Genomic DNA, 19,249 nt, shown 5'->3' on the forward strand with positions numbered 1-19,249 from the left:
TCTCATAGTATGTCGATAAAAATACGTAAAATTTTAGCCGCACTTTTTTGATATAACGACACTTAGTTTTGGCGTTTAATGATAAATTCGGCTAAAGCATAAAGTGCGGTGGTGTCAAAAGGTAAATTTTGTAATTCGGCCAATGCGGTCTCATATAACTCTTGGGCTTTTTGTTTAGCGCCGGCTAAGCCTAATAATTTCGGATAAGTGCTTTTATCCGAATTCAAATCAGACCCTACAGGTTTGCCGATAGTTTCGCTGTTGCCCTCGATATCTAAAATGTCATCCTGTACTTGAAATGCCAAACCGATTGCTGTGGCATAACGTTCCAGTTGCTGTAAAAGCGCTTCGTCGGCAAAATGAGGAGAACAAATAAATCCCAGTTTTAGTGCCGCAGTAAGCAATGCTCCGGTTTTATTTAAATGAATATGTTCTAATTCTGTCAAGCTAATGGCTTTTTGTTCAGAAATTAAATCCAAACTTTGCCCTAAGCACATTCCTTTTACGCCTGCCGCCGCACTTAATGTTTTGATGAGTGCAAGTTTTTGTTGGGCAGACAAATCGGGAATGTCCGTTAATATTTCGAAAGCAAAAGATTGCAACGCGTCACCGGCCAAAATGGCGGTAGCTTCATCGAAGGCAATATGGCAGGTTTTATGGCCTCGACGTAATTCATCATCATCCATGGCAGGTAAATCGTCATGAATTAAAGAATAAGCATGGATGGCTTCAATGGCCGCCGCTGCGTAGTCAAGATGGGCTAAGTTTGCGCCTAATATACGGCCGGTGGCATAAACCAAAAACGGACGAATGCGTTTTCCTCCGAGCAATAAACCATATTTCATCGCCTCTACCAATGGTGCCGGGGAGCTATTAATATGCTCAAATTGACTGGCTAAAAATGAATTAATGCGTTGTTGAACTTGCTGTAAATCTAGCGAAAACTGATACATTGCCGGCTCATTATTCTTCTGGTTGATAATCGGTAAGTTTTGCACTTTCGCTTTTTTGCAACAAAATTTGAATGCGTTGCTCCGCTTGTTGTAAGCGCTCTTGCCCCTGTTGTGCCAATTTTATCCCTTCTTCAAAATCTTTTAACGCGTCTTCCAGTGATAACTCGCTATTTTCTAAACGGCTCACAATTGCTTCCAACTGTTTCAGCGTGTTTTCAAAATCGGGTTCATTTTTTTCAACCGGCTTACGGGCCATTGTCTTATCCTTAACGTTAAGCGAAATTTAATTGCGCTATTGTACTTGATTTTTAGCCCTATTGTTAGGGCGAATTTAGGTATTTCATCTTGAGAATGCGGCGGAAAAACGTTGTTTTTTATTACCGCACTTTTCCTTTAATGCTCGCACTTGGTTTGCGCTTTGCAACGGGCGAATAGCCATTTTAAGCCATCTAACATGGCAGGCATGACACTGGTCATATGGGTTTCTTCGGGATACACTTTTGCTGTTACGGATAAATTGCCATTTGGAATGGCATTAAGTTTTTCCTCTAAATTCATCACTTGGCTAATCATGCCTCGTTGTTCCAACAGCTTTTGCCTTTGTGCATCCTGTTTCATGTAAGGCGCCAATTTTTGTTCGTATTCTCCAACGCTGAAACGTACACCGATATGTTGTTCGGCTTGTTTTGACCGTTGTTGGATGAAGCTCGGCAAGTCCTGCAAAATACGTTGTTGATTCCACCAAACGGAGGGACTGGCGATAAGGTAATTGCGAAAACCTTCAGGGTGATTGAGCAAACTATACAAGCCAAATAGACCACCATAAGAATGCCCGAAAATATTTTGTTGTGATTTATTAATGTGAAAACGTTGTGCGAGATCGGTGAACAACTCTTCTTGAATAAAACGATAAAAATGTTCTGCGCCACCAAATTGGCGATTCACTTTATCGCCCGTATTTTCATAATTTTCTGATGGCGGTGTGTAATCTTGCGAACGTTCCTTCGGGTTTAGCAACAGTGTATTGGGATAACCGATTCCTACAATCAAAAAGGGCACGGCGTTAGTTTCTTCTGCGCGTGCCATCATGTTTTTAGCCATTCCGGCTGCGGCAGGAAACAAGGCATCGCCATCTAACACATACAACACGGAATAGCCTAATTCTTTTACGTTGCCTACGGGTAATACCTGAATGCGATAATCTTTATTTGTGAAATTGCTGTGGAGTTGATATTCCTTGGCACCCAGCAAAACGGCCGGTTTTAGTTCTCCGCCAGAAACTGACTGATGAGCATCCGCCATATTCATCAGCATCGTGCAAGAAAGGGCAAATAATAAAGGTTTCATAAGGTTCTCCGCGGTATAAACCGCATTAGATTAACAAAGTGCGGTGAGTTTTTCTAAAATTTTTTCTTTGGTAGAAATGCTTGGGGTTTCATTGCACTCGATGACTAATCAGATTTGTATAAATTGCTATAAAAATTCCTAAAATTATGGTCTAATAGCCCACAATTTTTTGTAATTAAGAGAAAAGGTTAAATATGAGCTGGATTGATAGAATTTTTAGTAAAAATACATCTTCTTCCTCACGCAAAGCCAACGTCCCTGAAGGCGTTTGGACAAAATGTACTTCCTGCGAACAAGTGTTATATCGCGAAGAATTAAAACGTCATTTAGAAGTTTGTCCGAAATGTGGTCACCACATGCGTATTGATGCGCGCGAACGTTTATTATGCTTATTGGATCAAGATAGCATACAAGAATTAGCGCCAGGATTAGAGCCAAAAGATATTTTAAAATTCAAAGATTTAAAAAAATATAAAGATCGTATTACCGCTGCCCAGAAAGATACCGGTGAAAAAGATGCATTAATTGCATTTTACGGTACTTTATACAATATGCCGGTTGTGGCGGCAGCCTCCAACTTTAGCTTTATGGGGGGGTCTATGGGCTCCGTGGTGGGCGCGAAATTCGTGAAAGCGGCGGAAAAAGCCATAGAAGAGAATTGTCCGTTCGTGTGTTTTTCCGCTAGTGGTGGTGCGCGTATGCAGGAAGCCTTGTTCTCTTTAATGCAAATGGCGAAAACCAGCGCTGTGTTGGCCAAAATGCGTGAAAAAGGCGTACCGTTTATTTCTGTTTTAACGGATCCGACGTTAGGCGGCGTGTCTGCAAGTTTTGCCATGTTGGGCGACATTAATATCGCCGAGCCAAAAGCCTTGATCGGTTTTGCCGGTCCGCGAGTTATTGAGCAAACCGTACGCGAAAAATTACCGGAAGGTTTCCAACGCAGTGAATTTTTATTGGAAAAAGGTGCAATTGACATGATCGTAAAACGTGCCGATATGCGTAACACTTTAGCGAGCTTGTTGGCGAAACTAATGAACAAACCTTCTCCATTTGTGGAAAGCGAATTGATCGTTGAAGAAGACGTCGCATAAAACACTATAAGGCATTCATAATGCAAACCGAATTAAAAGCCACTACGCCACTCAACGAGTGGCTTTCTTATTTAGAAAACAGCCATTTTAAAGCCATTGATTTAGGGCTTGAGCGGGTTAAATCTGTGGCGCAGGAATTGGATTTATTAACGCCTGCGCCTTATGTGATTACGGTCGGCGGCACTAACGGCAAAGGCACAACGTGTCGTTTGCTGGAAACTATTTTGCTTAATGCCGGTTATCGTGTCGGCGTGTATTCTTCGCCACATTTGTTACGTTATAACGAACGTGTGCGCATTCAAAATCAAGAATTAGACGATGCGCAACACACGGCATCATTTGCCTATATTGAAGCGCATAAAAGTCAGTCTTTAACATATTTTGAATTCAGCACTTTATCTGCCTTGCACTTATTTAAGTGCGCAAAATTGGATGTGGTGATTTTAGAAGTCGGGCTCGGCGGACGGTTAGATGCCACTAATATTGTCGATAATCATATGGCGGTTATTACCAGTATTGACATTGATCACACAGATTTCCTAGGTTCTACCCGTGAACAAATCGGTTTTGAGAAAGCCGGGATTTTTCGTGTCAATACGCCGGTGATTATTGGTGAACCGATGATTCCACAAGCTATGTTGGATCGTGCCAAAGAGTTAGGTAGCCAACACTTTTGCCGTCATCTTGATTGGACGTTTAGTCAACAGGGACAAAGTTGGACGTGGCAAACTACACAATCGGACGAAAAAGTGCGGTGGAATTTTTTAACGGATTTACCGCTTTGTCAGATTCCTTTAGCCAATGCCGCCACAGCACTCGCGGCTGTTCAAAAATTGCCATTTGAGATTTCCCTTGATGTGGTGAAAAAATCTTTAGCGGAGGTAGAACTAATCGGTCGCTTCCAAAGCCTTAAACCTGAATGTTTGGCGCATTTGGCACAAAAGCTTAATCGTCATGTGTCACAGTTACCACAGATGATTATTGATGTTGGACACAACCCGCATGCTGCGCGTTATTTAGCGGAAAAATTGACCGCACTTAAAGCCCAAAGCAACGGAAAATTCATTGCGGTTTGTGGTATGTTGAAAGACAAAGATGCCGAGGGCGTGCTTGAGCCCTTGTTGCCGTTAATTGATGAGTGGCGCTGCGTCACGCTTGGCGGTTATCGTGGACAGAGTGGAGAGCAATTGTTTGTGACGTTGCAACAAACTGTGCGTCCCCATCAGAAAGTCGTAAAAGGTAGCTATAGTAATTCCGTGGCGGAGGGCGTGAAAAGTGCGGTGGAAATTTCAAATGAAAATGACACCCTGTTGGTGTTCGGTTCGTTCCACACGGTGGGGGAGTTTTTGACGTATAGTCAGGCGTGAGATGGAGATAAATAAAAATAGCACCGTGATTTTTATTTCGGTGCTATTTTTATGACTCTTTCTAGTTTAAATGCCCCGCGTCATTTAACACATCAACGAAAAATTTGCCGTCAGAATCATTGGTTTGTTGATAGCGCACAATATTAATGGCGGTATTCAACAAGCTTTGGCTTTTGCCTTCGTCGCGATGTTCTTGCCAACTAATTCCATTGAAGAGCGATAACAGTAAACGCAAAGTATGACCATGTGAAATAATCAAAATATTACCTTGATCATGTACTTTAATAATGTCCTCCATGGCTCTCATGGCACGGTCGGCAAGTTGTTCAAAGGTCTCTCCGCCATTACTTTGCGCCTTGTAATGCGCCGGAGCATTCCGCAATTGTTTAAATTCTTCCAATTGACGTAAATTTTCAACAGGTAATCCTTCCCAAGTACCGAAATATTGTTCGTTAAGTCCTTGGTGTTGAAACAGGGGCACAGGACGTTGGCCCAGAATATGTTGTGCCGTATCAATGGTGCGTTGCAGACAGCTGGAATAGGCCGCGACAAAGGGCACATCTTTTAGCGCCACGCCGGTTAATTTTGCCCCTTTGACACCGTTTTCCGTTAAATCGGAATTACCCAATCCTTGTAATAGACCTTGTTCATTCCAAACGGTACGTCCGTGACGAATTAAATAAAATGTTAAATTTTTGCTCATAACTTCACCTTCCTAAATTAAATAAAACAAAAGAAAAAACGACCGCACTTTAACCGAAGATCTTCGTTACAAAAGCGGGCTAAATAAGAAAAAGAGTTTTTCGACGATACGTTGATAAACGGAGCGCGTGCTCCATGTAACATAATCGACTAATTCCGAGTTTTTAATATAACTTTCATGTAATAAAGAAATTTCGTTCGCAAATGCCGGATCTTCCACCACCATGGTGACTTCAAAATTCAGCAAGAAACTACGCATATCCATGTTCACGGTGCCGACCAAGGCCAATCGGTTGTCGATCAACATACTTTTGGTATGCAGTAAGCCCTTGTTGAAATTATAAATCTTCACGCCGGCAGCAAGTAAATCATCGAAGAATGTACGACTTGCCCAATGCACCATGAGGGAGTCGTTTTCTTTCGGTAGAATGATGGAAACTTCCACGCCACGTAAAGCCGCAATACGTAAGGCTTCCGCAATATTGTGGCTTGGCACGAAATAAGGCGAGGTGATCACAATGCTTTTACGTGCCGAGAAAATAGCAATCGCCAATGATTGCGCCATTAAATCGTCGGGGAAACAGGGACCTGTGGCGAGAATTTGTACGGCATGAGAGTTATTTTGTTCCAACGGCAAAAGCGGGCAATCAGGCTCTTCCAGAGGAAGTTTAACAGCTGTTTCAATTTCCCAATCCCATGCGTGTAAACCGTTTAATACTGCAGATACCGGGCCGTTAATACGCACCATAATGTCAATCCATTCGCCAACATTGCTATTTTTCTTGAAGAATTTCGGATCCACCATGTTCATGCTACCGGTGTAAGAAATTTGGTTATCGATCACAATAATCTTGCGATGTTGGCGTAAATCAATGCGATTAAAGAACATACGGAATAAATTGACGTGCAAGGTTTCCGTCACCTCAATGCCATTATCGCGCATGGCTTGGCATTCGGTACTTTTTAAGAAAGGGCGACTACCTACAGAGTCCAACAAAATATGAATTGCCACGCCTCGTTGTTGGGCTTTGATTAATGCCTGTATAACATCTTTTACCAAGCCTTTGGCAGACCAGATGTAAAACACCATATTGATAGATTTTTCTGCCTGATTGATGTCATGAATGATGCTTCGCATAATGCTTTCGGGCGTATCCAAAATATGCAATTCGTTGCCTAAAATGCAAGGTATGCCAAGGCGTTGTTTGGCAAGATCAAAAATTGGACGGTAGAGCAGGTTGGTTCGTGTATTCACCAAATTATCGCAATAAGAAAGCCGCGTGAACCAATCCATATATTTCGGCTTAAGCTGTTCAAACGCGATAGCGCGACGTTTCCCCAAATTGATTTCGCCAAAAATTAAATAGGCGATAATGCCCACCACAGGAAACACATAAATAACCATCAACCAAGACAACATCGCAGGCACGGATTGTTTTCTGATAATTAAACGAATCGTAATGGCGATAGTCGGAATCCAGACGAAAATTGGAATAATGTAAGCAAGAATTTGTTCAAAAGTCATGAAATTACTAAAACCCTATAAAGGAACCGAGGTAAAAAAGACCAATAAAATAGGTGGTGCAATATTGGTAATAAAGCCAAAACTAAACGCCAACGGTAAGACTTCCACGCCACCGGCTTTTTGAATGATTGGCAAAGTACAATCAATGGCTGTGGCACCTGTGTAGCCTATTGCGGTGGAGCGGTAATGTTGCATAAATAACGGCACAATAAATAAACTAATCAATTCACGGGATAAATCATTAAAAAACGCAATGCTACCCCAAATCGGCCCCCATGCGTTGTTTAAGGTGACACTGGAAAGCGAATACCAGCCTAACCCTGAAGAAACCGCGAGCCCTTGCACGATGGGGACATTGAGCACTTGCGCACCGATAATGCCACCAAGTAGCGACGTTAAAACAAAAATGGCACCGGTTATCATGCCGCGTTGATTAAAAAACACGGAACGAATAGAAATACCGTTATTGCGTAATTGTATGCCGACGCAAAAAATCAACACGACTAACACATAAGTGCTGGAACCAAACGGCAGGCTCACCCAACCTTTGCCCCATAACCCGATAAAAAAGCCAACAATCACCACCAGACATAATTTCAACGAATCCAACACAGTTCGCCAACGGGAGGGCATTTTTTCCGTTGTTTTAGTTAAAGGCAGAGGGGAAAGTTTGTCATAGATAAATAAACCGAGAAAGGTTAGTCCTTGAATGAAAACAATAAATGTCAGGGCATAAACACCGATTTGCGGCAATTGCTGTGCCAAATTATCTAATTGCCCAAGGGACATGCCCATAATGAACAAGATCATATACAACAGTAGCATGGTGATTTTGCCAAATTGTTGTAATATTTTTGTATTTTTGATTTTAAAGGCGTAACCGACAAGCATCGGCACCAAGATAATGAGCAAACTTTCCAACATAATTTACGACAGCATGAAACGAGTATAGTGCGGAAAGTATAGCACTTTTCTGTTTTCTCACCTAATTGCAGGCAGTTTCTGCCGTTGCTTTCATGGTATAATTCAGCGCATCATTTCTTGAGGTTTTTCTGTCATGACATTTCAAATTGTATTCCAACATCCTGATTTTATTGTAATAAATAAACCTAACGGAATAAGCGTACATAAAGATGATGCCGATGTGGGGTTAACTCGGCTTGTGGCACAGCAATTGGGCGTGCCGCAGGTTTGGTTGGTTCATCGTTTGGACAAAGTGACGTCCGGCTTGTTGATATTGGCACTAAATGAAAAGGCGGCTGTGACGTTGTCGCGTAAATTTGCCGAACATCAGATTCAGAAAACCTATTTAGCGCTATCCACCCAAAAACCGAAGAAAAAGCAGGGCAGAATCAGCGGTGATATGCAAAAAGCCCGTCGTGGTGCGTGGAAATTGTGTCAAAGCAAAGAAAATCCCGCCATTACCGATTTTGTGTCGCACAGCTTGGCACCGAATTTGCGTTTATTCATTCTGTATCCCAAAACCGGTAAAACCCATCAGATTCGCGTTGCCATGAAAAGTTTGGGGAGTCCGATTTTAGGTGATGAATTATATGGCGGAGAGATGGCGGACCGCACCTATTTGCACGCCTATAAATTATCATTTGACTATTTCGGGGAGGCGGTTCAAATTAGCTCCAGCCCCGAATTTCAAGAGAGACAAAAGTGCGGTGAGTTTTTTCAACGTTTTTGGGCAACTATCGAAACCGTTGTTCATACCAATAAGGAAAAAACGGTTGAAAATCTGCCCGCACTTTTAAGCCATCATCGCTAGGACGTCTTCATGTCGAAAAAACTCACTGCCACTTCATATCAAAAAGCCATTATTTGTATGGTGTTGGCTTATATCAGTATCGCTTTAATGGGCGTGTTTGTAAAATATGCTTCCGATGAATTGCCATCCAGCGAAATTTTATTTTCCCGCTTTTTGATCGGCTTTATTTTTTTATTGCCGTTTATGATTCGTGACGGTGATTTTAAGGTCGAGCTCAGCCAATGGCCGTTTCTTGTTATGCGTAACCTGGCGGGGATTACCAGTATGTTGCTGACGTTTTACGCCATCAAATACTTACCGATTTCTATCGCCGTGTTATTGATGAATACCTCGGCGCTATTCGTCCCTTTATTGTTGTTTGTGTTACGAACAAGAACCCCGCTAAAAGTACTGGCGTGCAGTTTCCTTGGCTTTGCGGGCGTCTCCATTATCATGCTGACGGATTCTTCCAAGCATTTTGAACTACAACACATCGGTTATGCCTTAGGCGCGGCATTTCTCGCTGCCATGGCATTTATCAGTCTGCAAGAGCTCAACAAGCACAATTCGCCGAAAAATATCGTGTTTTACTTCCATTTATTGGGTTCCCTTTTGTTACCGCTATTTTTCGCCACACAATGGACAATCCCTTCCACACAGGGTTTTGTGCTTTTATTATTGGTAGGCGGTTTCGGCCTCGTATTCCAATTATTGCTGACCCGAGCTTTCAAATATGCCCCGGCCAATGTCATCACACCATTTGCTTTCACCGGCGTGATTTTCTCCAGCATTTGCGACTGGTTGTTTTGGCACAACGTGCCGACGCTTAATTTCTGGATCGGTTCATTGGTCATTATTGTTTCCGTTAGCCTATTGGCAAAAATACCCAGATAAAGCAGGGCTAAATAATTCCCCAAAATGCGTGTTGTTCCGTTACAATAGCGCGCATTTCAATTTTTATTCCACTGTTAAATAATGAGGAAACACATGGACTATCCAATTTGCCCATCTTGCAAAGGCGAAAATACTTATCACGATTCAATCCAATTTGTCTGCCCGGACTGCGGCCACGAATGGACCGGCAATGAAGCCGAGGAGCATGATGACGATCAACTCATCGTCAAAGACAGTAACGGCAATCTCCTCGCCGACGGCGACGACGTGCTGCTCATCAAAGATCTCAAACTCAAAGGCTCTTCTGAAGTATTAAAGAAAGGCACTAAATTTAAAGGCATCCGCCTCGCCCGTGGCGATCACAACGTCGATTGTGGCAAAATTATGCTGAAATCGGAGTTTTTGAAGAAGGCGTAAAAATAACATAAAGTCACCTGTCGTAAGCAGGTGGCTTTTGTTTAAGAAAAATAGTTAAAAAAACGACCGCACTTTATTATTTGTTCTTTTTATGGAACCAAAATCATGAAATATGCTTTTATTGATTATGAGAATATTCATTCTCTCGATAATCTGAATTTACATCTTTATGAACGGATTTTCCTCTTTTTAGGTGCTAATCAGCCAACTATTCAACTTTCCGAAAAGTTTAATGACGAATTAAATTTCACATTAATCACAATAAAAAATATCGCTAAAAATAATCTTGATTTTCATATTGCTTATTATTTAGGCAAGATGGATATGCAAACGGATAAAAATATTGAGTTTTGTGTCATTTCAAAAGATAACGGCTATTCGGGAATCTGTGAGTTTATTCAGAATCAACGTAACCCGAGAAAATGTATTTTGCTAAAGCCAAGTCTTCCTGATGTGGAAGAAGAGCCGATGAAATTAATTGAGGATAAATCATCAAAAACAGCTCAATATTAATATTGAGCAATACCTTGAAGAGTTTCAAGCTTATATTTCAAAAGCGAAAGTAGAACATAAGAAAAAAAGATAAGTTATGCAACAGCATTCGTTCCCAAACAGGGATTAAAAGTTTAGATGAAAAGTTAAGTAAGAAGCATTTATTACAACGTGAACAAAAGCATAGACCCGCATCACTTAAAAGCCTTAAAAATGACATTGCATCAAAATGTAGTATAAAAAATGATGTAACTAAAGTGAATGATGTTATTCAATATTTAGTCAGTAATAAAATTATTAAAAACTCATCAGAATTAAAAATAGATTATTTAAAGTAAACATCTGATAAAGTGCGGTTAAAATCCACCGCACTTTTTTATTTTCTTCCGCCGAACTCATTTACAATGCGTCTATCTAATCATCAATATATCTTTGATACAGGAGAATTTTATGCAAGCAAAAACATGGTTGGCTTCGTTGGTAGGGTTGGCTGTTTCCGGTATGGCTATGGCGAACCCACCGCAGGGGAATGATCTGTTGGCGGATGCGCCGTATTTCAATAAAACGGACAGTGGCTATGATTTAAAATTCTCATCGAAAACTTACCGCACTTTAGAGGCGCAAGTGAATGGCGAGACAGTGAAATTCCGTGCGTTTTAAAAGATTGTGTATGTGCAAAACCCGGTTGAGCCGGATTATCAGACACTGAACATTTATGTGCCGGAAGCCTATTTTAATAATGGCAAAATCAATGGCTTTAATGCCAAGAGCGCGCCGATTTTTCTGCCGAATTCGGTGGGCGGTTATATGCCGGCAAAAGCGGAAACCTATGATGCAAAAGGCTTCGGCAGTGGTGACAAACCGAACGCAATTTTGACCGCACTTTCCAAAGGCTATGTGGTGGCAAGTGTGGGCGCGCGTGGGCGGACGTTGGAGAAAGACGGCAAATATACCGGCAAGGCACCGGCAGTGATTATTGATTTGAAATCGGCGGTGCGCTATTTACATTTTAACGATGAAGCAATGCCGGGTGATGCCAATAAGATCATTTCTAACGGCACCAGCGCAGGTGGAGCATTGTCCGCTTTGTTAGGTGCAAGCGGTGACAGCATGGATTATGTTGAGTATTTAAAAGAAGTCGGTGCGGCAGAGGCGAGTGATGTTATTTTTGCGGTGTCCGTCTATTGCCCGATTACCAATTTGGAACACGCCGACAGCGCTTATGAGTGGGAATTTAACGGCTTGAACGATTATCGCCGAATGGACATGAGCCGTTTGAATGCACAAAGTTTTAATGACCGTTCGCAAGCTGCGGCAAAAGCCATGATTGAGGGCACGTTGACAGCAGCGGAGATTCAGGTGTCCGATCAACTAAAAGCCGAGTTCCCATCTTATTTAAATAGTCTGAAATTAGAAGATGAGAAAGGTAATGCCTTGACGTTAGATGCGCAAGGTAACGGTTCTTTTAAAGATTATGTGAAAAATGTCATTGTGCGCGCGGCAGATAAAGCCCGTAAAAGTGGCGTGACCTTTGAAGATAAACCTTGGGTGAAACTGAGCAAGGAAAGCGTCAGCGACATTGATTGGGAGGGCTATATTCACTCAGAAAAACGCATGAAATCGCCACCGGCCTTTGATGCGCTGAATTTGAGTTCCGGTGAAAATAACTTATTCGGTACGGAACGCGTGAATAATCAGCATTTTACAGACTATTCCATGCAACATAGTAGCGAGAAAGGGAAAATGGCAGATAAGCACGTCATTCAGTTAATGAACGCGATGAATTATGTGGATCACGGCAAAACCGCATATTGGCGCATTCGTGCAGGTACTTCTGATCGTGATACCTCGCACGCCATCAGTGCGATACTTGCGATAAAACTGCGTATGGCAGGCAAACAGGTGGATTATGAAACTCCGTGGGGCGTGCCGCATTCGGGGGATTATGATCTGGACGAGCTGTTCCAATGGATGGATAGTATCAGCAAATAATTGGTAATAGCCATAAAAGTGCGGTTAGTTTTGGTGACGTTTTATCTGAAAAACAGTCTGAAAACCGACCGCACTTTTCTCTCAAAAAAAACGGTGCTTTATTATTAAGCACCGTTTTTATGTTTATTCCCACCACAAAGTGCGGTGGATTTTTATGATGTTTTATTAGCGGGAGTAATAGCCGGCCATGGAGCTGTAAATGGCGTTTTCCGCTTGGATCATATTGTATTTGGCTTGCAGAATAGAAAGCTGTGAGCTTTTTTCCGTATTGGCTGCCGTTAACCATTCGCGTAATTCAGACACACCGGCGTTATAACGATTACGATAATATTGGGTAATGCGTTGGTTATAGGTGTAGGTTTGTTGCACGTTGGCAAACTGGCTTTGCGCTTGTGTGTAGGTGTAGTAATTAGTATCCACGTCATTTAAGGCGGTAGTGATGCTTTGCTCATAGTTTAAGCGTGCCGTTTCATAATCTGCTTCAGAAATTTTTACATTCCATTTCACGGTATTCCAATTTAAGAACGGTAGGCTGATACCTAAAACACCGGCGCCAATTGGGGTGTTGGTGGCGTTACTGACTTTATTGCCACTTGAACTTAAACTACCGGCCAAAGTAATTTCCGGGAACCAGCTTTTTTGGGTAGCTTTGGCGTTTTTGAAAGCACTACTTAAACGGGCTTGATAGCCTTTAACATCGGGACGATTAGCAATCACGGAAACCGGAACGTTTAAATTCACGCCGATATTTTTCACGCTCAAAATGTGCGGGAAGTTAATGTTTAAGGCTTCATCCGGTTTTAAATTTAAAAGGTTGCGTAAGGTTTGTTCCGCTGTTTTACGGTTAGTTTGATAAGTGAGGAGGTTGTTACGCGCCGTTAATACTGCCTGTTGCGCTTGATCGACACTGACGCTGTCAGCCACACCTTGCGCTAAACGATTTTGCATGATGTTGCTGATGTCAGTGTAGTATTTCACGCTTTCCTGTGTGGTGCTGATAGCGTCATTCAAATACGCGATTTGGTAGTAGGTGGTGACAACCGAGTTAATTAAGGACAACTTGGTGGATTCCATATCTTCGATGGTCGCTTTGTGTATCCATTCCGCCGCATCAGCCGTATCGGCTAAACGGCGCCATAAATCCAAGGTGTAACCCACGTTTAAAGAACCTTTGTGACTGATAGTGGAATTGCTACCTGTTTTGATGTTTTTGCCTGCAGAGGATTCGGTGGAACCGCTAAAGGCAGGGATTAAACTCGCTCCGGCTAAATTGGCGCTATATAAGGCTCTGTTTACGGAAATCGCCGCTTTGGCCAAATTTTTGTTGTTTAATAAGGCTTGTTCAACTACACGATTTAATTGCGCGTCATTATAAAGCGCCCACCAATTTTCTTTGACATTGTATTGTTTGGTGATTTCTTCGTATTGTTTGTAATTATCAAGACCGGCTTGATAAGAATCGCTAATATTGGCACAACCGGCGAGGGATGTCGCCATCACAATGGCTAAGGTTAATTTTTTCATTTTTAACATTGTTTATCCTTATTAAATATAAAGGGGCTTTTATTCAGCCAAAAGTGCGGTCGATTTTAACTGCATTTTTGGGGTTTTACAAAATCTATTCACGTGCCAATGCCGTAATCGGATCCAGTTGCGCAGCGCGCTTGGCCGGCATATAACCGAACACTACACCGATTAAGGTGGAAAATGCTACGGCGGCAATAATTGAGGCGCTAGAAAATGCCATGGCGAAATCGCTCATGAATGTATTAAACAGCAATCCGATTACGCCTGAGAGCAGAATGCCAGTTACCCCGCCGATTAAACAAATAAGCACCGCTTCGATTAAAAATTGCTGCAAGATATTGGATTGTCTTGCGCCGATTGCCATGCGCACACCGATTTCTTTGGTACGTTCCGTCACTGACACTAACATAATGTTCATTACGCCGATGCCGCCAACGATCAAGGATATGAAAGCGATAGAGGAGATGAGGAGTTTCATCGTGCTTGTGGTGCTTTCGATAGTTTGTTTGATGGTATCGCTGTTCATAATAAAGAAGTCTTTTTTGCCATGACGCATTTGGAGCAATTCGGTAATGCCTTTTTCTGCAACGGCACTATTGACCGAGTCGGAGACTTTCACCGTGATAGATGCGATTTTTTTGCTACCGGAAATTTTGTTCATTACCGTAGAGTAAGGCGCATAAATATTTAATGAACTGCTGGCACCGCCCATTTGTCGGTCGGACACGACACCAATAATGCGTAACGGTCGCTTATTAAACATGATGATTTTGCCGAGCGGATTTTCATGGGGAAAAATGGATTTTTTCGCACTTTCATCAATTAACGCCACAGACTGATTGTTACGAATATCCTCTTGTGTAAACGTATTACCTAGTTTTAACGTAAGCCCTTCCACATCAAAAGATTGTTCGCTAACGCCTTTTAAACTGGTCGATGAAAAGGTTTGGTTGCCGTAAATCAACGTGCCGCTGGAGGTACTGTTTGGCGTAACACTTTGTACATAGCTTTGATTGCTTAAGGCGTTGGCGTCATTTACTGTTAAATTTTGCATTTGTTCGGCACGTCGATCACCAAAGCCGGTACCGTTAAAAATAGTCATGGTGTTTGTGCCGATGCCTTTAATGTTTTCCAAAATTTTTTGTTGCGAACCGTTTCCTAACGCCACGACGGACACCACTGAGGTAATGCCGATAATGATCCCAAGCATGGTTAATAAGGAACGCATTTTGTGGGCAACAATGGCACTGACCGACATTTTAAAGGCTTCAATAAGCTGATCTTTGCTGAATCCGAAGCGGGATTTTGATTTACCCGTATTTTTAACCGCACTTTGTATTGCTTCTTTTTGGCTGTCGCCAATAATTTCACCATCTTTAATTTCAATGACGCGGTTGGCACTGGCCGCAATGTCACGGTCATGCGTTACCATAATAATGGTGTGCCCTTCAGAGTGCAGTTGGCGCAAAATTTCCATGACATTTTCGCCGCTTTGTGAATCCAACGCGCCGGTGGGTTCATCCGCTAAAATGATTTCGCCACCGTTCATCAAAGCGCGAGCGATACTGACCCGTTGTTGTTGACCGCCGGAAAGTTGGTTAGGTTTATTTTGCCATTTATCTCCTAAGCCGAGTTTTTCCAATAACTGTTTGGCACGTGTTAGACGCTGTGTTTGGGGCATCCCTGCATAGATTGCCGGCAAGGCCACATTTTCAGCTGCAGTAAGACTGGAAAGGAGGTTATAGTGTTGGAAAATAAAACCGAAGGTTTGGCTACGTAAATCGGAAAGTTGATTTTGGCTGAGTTCTACGGTTTCGTTATTGTGAATTTTATAAGAACCGCTAGTGGGGGCGTCTAGACAACCGATAATGTTCATTAGGGTCGATTTACCGGAACCTGATTGTCCCATAATAGCGATAAAATCCCCTTTTTTTATGGAAAGAGAAATATTTTTTAAAATGTGTACACAGTTTTCACCTTCACCGAAAGATCGATTTAACTGTTTGATTTCAATTATATTTGCCATAAGAATTCATTACTGTTTAGAAGATAATAGGTGCATCAGTACCACTTAAGGTTTCACCTACAGCAACTTGTGATACGATCACTTCTTCACCTTCGGCAACACCAGATTTTATTTCCGTTTGATAATCATTTTGTATGCCGATTTCCACTTCACGTTGTTCCGGTTGATTGTTGCCGTTCAGGACGCTAACAAAGGTTTTACCGTTTTGTATTTGAACCGCCATATTTGGTACAAAGAGTACATTTTTGGCTTCGGCAATTTTGATGTTATTTTCTGTTGTCATGCCGATACGCAACACCTGGTCGGGGTTATCTACAACAATATTAGCATAATAATACACCGCACTTGAGCTTGAATTGCTAGAACTGGAACTACCGGAGCTTGAACTGTTGGAGGAATTATCACTGATAGTTGTTGTCGCCGGATCGACAGAATCAATTTTGGCTTGATAAACTTTTTTATTATCAGAAAGAATAGTAAAACTCACCGATTGACCAGCTTTGACTTTGGTAATATCACCTTCAGAAATTTCCGGTTTAATACGCATTTTGCTTAAATCGGCAATTTTTACGATGGTCGGTGTGGTTTGATTGGAGTTCACGGTTTGGCCTTCGGAAACCGGTATAGAAATCACAGTGCCGTCAATCGGCGCGGTAATTTTTGTGTAGCCAACATTCGTTTCAGCGGTATTCACTTCAATTTCTGCTTGTTTGATATTTTCTTGAATAACGTTCATTTCCGCTTTGGCGTTATCTAACGTTGATTTGGCCGTATTCAAGATGTCTAAAGAGGTGGCTTTTTGGCTGTAAAGTTTCGATAAACGGTTGTAATTGGATTGTGCCACATCATAAGCCGTTTTACGGGCGATTAGCTGAGCTTGATAACCGGCTAATTCTGCCTTACGGGTATTTAACATATTGATTTGCGTTGTGGAATCAATATCTGCGATTAAATCCCCTTTATTTACTTGTTGTCCTAAGGTGACGTAGAGTTTCGTGACTTTACCGGAAACTTGCGCACCCACATCGACGGTATTAATACTTTCAATGGAACCTGTCGCCACAACATTTTTCTCAATATCGCCGCGTTGAACAACTTCTGTTAAGTAACTTGTTTGCTCATCAGTATCTTTCGTAAAAAAATAACCACCGGCAATGACGGCAGTAGCGATTAAAGTGATAATTAAAGGTTTTTTTCTCATATTTCTCTCAAAGATTTAATAAAAACAATACAAACATCGTAAATAAAAAAGATTAAGAAATGCTTAACTAAATGAATGAACGTTCATTTAGTTAGGTATTTTAATGGGAAATAGGATTTTTTGCACGAAAAATCTCAAAAGTTAGACAAAGATTTTTGGCATAATTCGTTTTTTAATGGTAAATAGCACACTTGTTCTTTAGATAAATTTTAGCTTTCAATGAAAAATGTGTAAAATAGAGTGGTTATTTTTATGTATTTTTTATTGAGAAAATTATGACTAATCCAGAAACAAATTTAGAGAATACAAATCCGGAAAATGCCCGTACGCATAACTTTATTACGCAAATTATTGATGAAGATTTAGCTTCAGGTAAACACAAAAGCGTTCATACCCGTTTCCCACCTGAGCCGAACGGTTATTTGCATATTGGTCACGCAAAATCTATTTGTTTAAACTTCGGCTTGGCAAAAGAATATAACGGTTTATGTAACCTACGTTTTGACGATACTAATCCGGTTAAAGAAGACGTGGAATACGTTGATTCAATTAAAGCCGACGTGGAATGGTTAGGTTTTAAATGGGAAGGTGAACCACGTTACGCTTCTGATTATTTTGATGCACTTTATGGTTATGCTATTGAGTTGATCGAAAAAGGGTTAGCGTATGTGGATGAACTTTCGCCGGACGAAATGCGTGAATATCGTGGTACATTGACCGAGCCAGGTAAAAACAGTCCATATCGTGACCGTAGCGTAGAAGAAAACTTAGCGTTATTCGAAAGAATGAAAAACGGTGAATTTGCGGAGGGCACACTCAGTCTTCGTGCAAAAATTGACATGGGGTCGCCGTTTATGGTGATGCGTGATCCTGTGATTTACCGAATTAAATTCGCCAGCCATCACCAAACCGGTGATAAATGGTGTATTTATCCAATGTACGATTTCACTCACTGTATTTCTGATGCAATTGAGCGTATTACACACTCATTATGTACCCTTGAATTCCAAGATAACCGCCGTTTATACGATTGGGTGTTAGAAAACATCAGCATTGAACGCCCATTGCCGCATCAATATGAATTTTCCCGTTTAAATTTAGAAGGCACATTAACCTCTAAACGTAAATTGTTGAAGTTAGTGAATGAAGGCATTGTGGATGGTTGGAATGATCCGCGTATGCCGACCATTTCCGGTTTACGTCGTCGCGGTTATACACCTGCTGCATTACGTGAATTCTGCCGTCGTATTGGTGTGACCAAACAAGATAACGTCGTGGAATATTCTGCACTTGAAGCATGTATTCGTGAAGATTTAAACGAAAATGCACCGCGTGCAATGGCAGTGATTGATCCTGTGCGTGTGGTGATTGAAAACTTTGAAGGCGAAGAAGTGTTAACCGCGCCGAATCACCCGAACCGTCCGGAATTAGGTGAGCGTCAATTACCGTTTACTAAAGAACTTTATATCGATCGTGCAGATTTCCGTGAAGAGGCAAATAAACAATATAAACGTTTAGTGTTAGGTAAAGAAGTGCGTTTACGTAATGCGTATGTAATTAAAGCTGAACGTGTAGAAAAAGATGTAAATGGTGAAATCACCACGATTTTCTGTACTTACGATCCAGAAACTTTAGGTAAAAATCCAGCGGATGGTCGTAAAGTGAAAGGGGTAATTCACTGGGTATCTGCAGTACATAATCATCCGGCTGAATTTCGTTTATACGAACGTCTTTTCACTGTGCCAAACCCGGGCGCTGAAGAAGATATTGAAAGTGTGTTAAATCCAACTTCATTGGTCGTGAAACATGGTTTTGTAGAACAAAGCCTTGGTAACGCGGAAGCCGAAAAAGGTTACCAATTTGAACGTGAAGGCTATTTCTGTGCTGACAATAAAGACAGTCGTGCAGAACATTTGGTATTTAACTTAACGGTAAGCCTAAAAGAAGGCTTCTAAGCCGATA

16 protein-coding genes and 1 pseudogene are annotated in these 19,249 nt (G+C 41.6%); 8 read left to right on the forward strand and 9 right to left on the reverse strand.

All coding sequences use genetic code 11. The annotated features are described in order from the left end of the window. Positions 1 to 62: 62 nt before the first annotated feature. The 3 genes from ispA to EL144_RS07640 form a co-directional block, all read right to left on the reverse strand. On the reverse strand, positions 63 to 953 hold the full coding sequence (ispA, locus tag EL144_RS07630) for a (2E,6E)-farnesyl diphosphate synthase (RefSeq protein ID WP_005700419.1): 891 nt from the start codon (positions 951 to 953) through the stop codon (positions 63 to 65). Positions 954 to 963: 10 nt separating this feature from the next. Continuing rightward, entirely contained in the window at positions 964 to 1,209 is a 246-nt protein-coding gene (gene xseB, locus EL144_RS07635) for an exodeoxyribonuclease VII small subunit (RefSeq protein ID WP_005703117.1), read from the reverse strand. Between the two features lie 137 nt (positions 1,210 to 1,346). Beyond that, the gene (locus tag EL144_RS07640; RefSeq protein ID WP_005703118.1) at positions 1,347 to 2,300 is read right to left on the reverse strand and encodes an alpha/beta hydrolase; all 954 of its coding nucleotides are present in this window, start codon (positions 2,298 to 2,300) and stop codon (positions 1,347 to 1,349) included. 194 nt (positions 2,301 to 2,494) lie between these two features. Here EL144_RS07640 and accD point away from each other — a divergent pair, with 194 nt between their 5' ends. After that, the gene (gene accD, locus EL144_RS07645; protein WP_005703120.1) at positions 2,495 to 3,391 is read left to right on the forward strand and encodes an acetyl-CoA carboxylase, carboxyltransferase subunit beta; all 897 of its coding nucleotides are present in this window, start codon (positions 2,495 to 2,497) and stop codon (positions 3,389 to 3,391) included. Between the two features lie 20 nt (positions 3,392 to 3,411). Next, positions 3,412 to 4,758 (forward strand): bifunctional tetrahydrofolate synthase/dihydrofolate synthase, encoded by a 1,347-nt coding sequence (folC, locus tag EL144_RS07650; RefSeq protein WP_005703121.1) that lies wholly within the window; start codon positions 3,412 to 3,414, stop codon positions 4,756 to 4,758. Between the two features lie 61 nt (positions 4,759 to 4,819). Here folC and EL144_RS07655 read toward each other — a convergent pair whose 3' ends face one another. From EL144_RS07655 to EL144_RS07665, 3 genes are all read right to left on the reverse strand, one after another. Further along, positions 4,820 to 5,461, reverse strand: a complete 642-nt coding sequence (locus EL144_RS07655) for a histidine phosphatase family protein (protein ID WP_005703122.1) — start codon at positions 5,459 to 5,461, stop codon at positions 4,820 to 4,822. 66 nt (positions 5,462 to 5,527) lie between these two features. Beyond that, positions 5,528 to 6,985 carry a cardiolipin synthase gene (cls, locus tag EL144_RS07660; RefSeq protein WP_005703123.1) on the reverse strand — a complete coding sequence of 486 codons (1,458 nt, stop codon included), beginning with the start codon at positions 6,983 to 6,985 and terminating at the stop codon, positions 5,528 to 5,530. A 15-nt stretch (positions 6,986 to 7,000) separates the two neighbouring features. Continuing rightward, complete coding sequence (locus tag EL144_RS07665; RefSeq protein ID WP_005703124.1) at positions 7,001 to 7,909, reverse strand: lysine exporter LysO family protein; 909 nt, start codon at positions 7,907 to 7,909, stop codon at positions 7,001 to 7,003. Between the two features lie 133 nt (positions 7,910 to 8,042). Here EL144_RS07665 and EL144_RS07670 point away from each other — a divergent pair, with 133 nt between their 5' ends. From EL144_RS07670 to EL144_RS07690, 5 genes and pseudogenes are all read left to right on the forward strand, one after another. Continuing rightward, the gene (locus tag EL144_RS07670) at positions 8,043 to 8,759 is read left to right on the forward strand and encodes a TIGR01621 family pseudouridine synthase (RefSeq protein ID WP_005703125.1); all 717 of its coding nucleotides are present in this window, start codon (positions 8,043 to 8,045) and stop codon (positions 8,757 to 8,759) included. 9 nt (positions 8,760 to 8,768) lie between these two features. After that, positions 8,769 to 9,632: a DMT family transporter gene (locus EL144_RS07675; RefSeq protein WP_005703126.1), complete on the forward strand. Its 864-nt coding sequence runs from the start codon at positions 8,769 to 8,771 to the stop codon at positions 9,630 to 9,632. 93 nt (positions 9,633 to 9,725) lie between these two features. After that, positions 9,726 to 10,049, forward strand: coding sequence for a zinc ribbon domain-containing protein YjdM (locus EL144_RS07680; RefSeq protein ID WP_005700431.1), 324 nt, complete (start codon positions 9,726 to 9,728; stop codon positions 10,047 to 10,049). A gap of 105 nt (positions 10,050 to 10,154) precedes the next feature. After that, positions 10,155 to 10,562: a PIN domain-containing protein gene (locus EL144_RS11590; protein ID WP_005703128.1), complete on the forward strand. Its 408-nt coding sequence runs from the start codon at positions 10,155 to 10,157 to the stop codon at positions 10,560 to 10,562. Between the two features lie 429 nt (positions 10,563 to 10,991). Continuing rightward, positions 10,992 to 12,533: pseudogene (locus tag EL144_RS07690) on the forward strand (subtype B tannase). 165 nt (positions 12,534 to 12,698) lie between these two features. On the opposite strand, the gene tdeA reads toward EL144_RS07690, so the two are convergent. The 3 genes from tdeA to EL144_RS07705 form a co-directional block, all read right to left on the reverse strand. After that, positions 12,699 to 14,066 (reverse strand): toxin/drug exporter TdeA, encoded by a 1,368-nt coding sequence (tdeA, locus tag EL144_RS07695; RefSeq protein ID WP_005703131.1) that lies wholly within the window; start codon positions 14,064 to 14,066, stop codon positions 12,699 to 12,701. Positions 14,067 to 14,151: 85 nt separating this feature from the next. Continuing rightward, a complete protein-coding gene (locus EL144_RS07700; protein WP_005703132.1) occupies positions 14,152 to 16,086 on the reverse strand; it encodes a MacB family efflux pump subunit in 1,935 nt (644 codons plus the stop codon). Between the two features lie 16 nt (positions 16,087 to 16,102). Next, positions 16,103 to 17,287 carry an efflux RND transporter periplasmic adaptor subunit gene (locus EL144_RS07705; protein WP_005703133.1) on the reverse strand — a complete coding sequence of 395 codons (1,185 nt, stop codon included), beginning with the start codon at positions 17,285 to 17,287 and terminating at the stop codon, positions 16,103 to 16,105. A gap of 275 nt (positions 17,288 to 17,562) precedes the next feature. Here EL144_RS07705 and glnS point away from each other — a divergent pair, with 275 nt between their 5' ends. Next, positions 17,563 to 19,242: a glutamine--tRNA ligase gene (gene glnS, locus EL144_RS07710; RefSeq protein ID WP_005703134.1), complete on the forward strand. Its 1,680-nt coding sequence runs from the start codon at positions 17,563 to 17,565 to the stop codon at positions 19,240 to 19,242. The last annotated feature ends 7 nt before the right edge of the window (positions 19,243 to 19,249 follow it).

The organism is Aggregatibacter aphrophilus ATCC 33389 (genome assembly GCF_900636915.1).
GTDB lineage: Bacteria > Pseudomonadota > Gammaproteobacteria > Enterobacterales > Pasteurellaceae > Aggregatibacter > Aggregatibacter aphrophilus.